This window comes from Halalkalibacter lacteus (genome assembly GCF_036663595.1).
GTDB classification, from domain to species: Bacteria; Bacillota; Bacilli; order Bacillales; family Bacillaceae_D; genus Halalkalibacter; species Halalkalibacter lacteus.
In genome coordinates this window covers 1-275 of the sequence record NZ_JAWRVL010000184.1, presented here as the reverse complement: position 1 = coordinate 275, position 275 = coordinate 1, and the positions used below count along the sequence as shown (strand labels likewise).

The window sequence follows — 275 nt, the reverse complement described above, 5'->3', positions numbered from 1 at the left end:
ATCCACCCACGCGCCCCGGTCGCCGTACAACTGCTCGAACTCGGCTTCCATTCCGGCACGTACTTCGTATTCCCAGACAGTGACGAACATGGCGATCTACCCCGATGCCAGAAGCTTCGCGCGCAGCGCCGCCAGGGCACGGCCGCGATGGCTGATGCGGTTCTTGCGCTCCGCGTCCAGTTCGGCCGCCGACAGGTCCAGTTCCGGGTCGAAGAACACCGGGTCGTAGCCAAAGCCACCGTCGCCACGGCGTCCATGCAGGATTCGCCCGGACC

1 protein-coding gene is annotated in these 275 nt (G+C 65.8%); it reads right to left on the bottom strand.

The window, feature by feature from the left end:
- Positions 1–96: 96 nt before the first annotated feature.
- Positions 97–261, bottom strand: a complete 165-nt coding sequence (locus SAZ04_RS21995; protein WP_332699705.1) for a non-canonical purine NTP pyrophosphatase — start codon at positions 259–261, stop codon at positions 97–99.
- Positions 262–275: the final 14 nt, after the last annotated feature.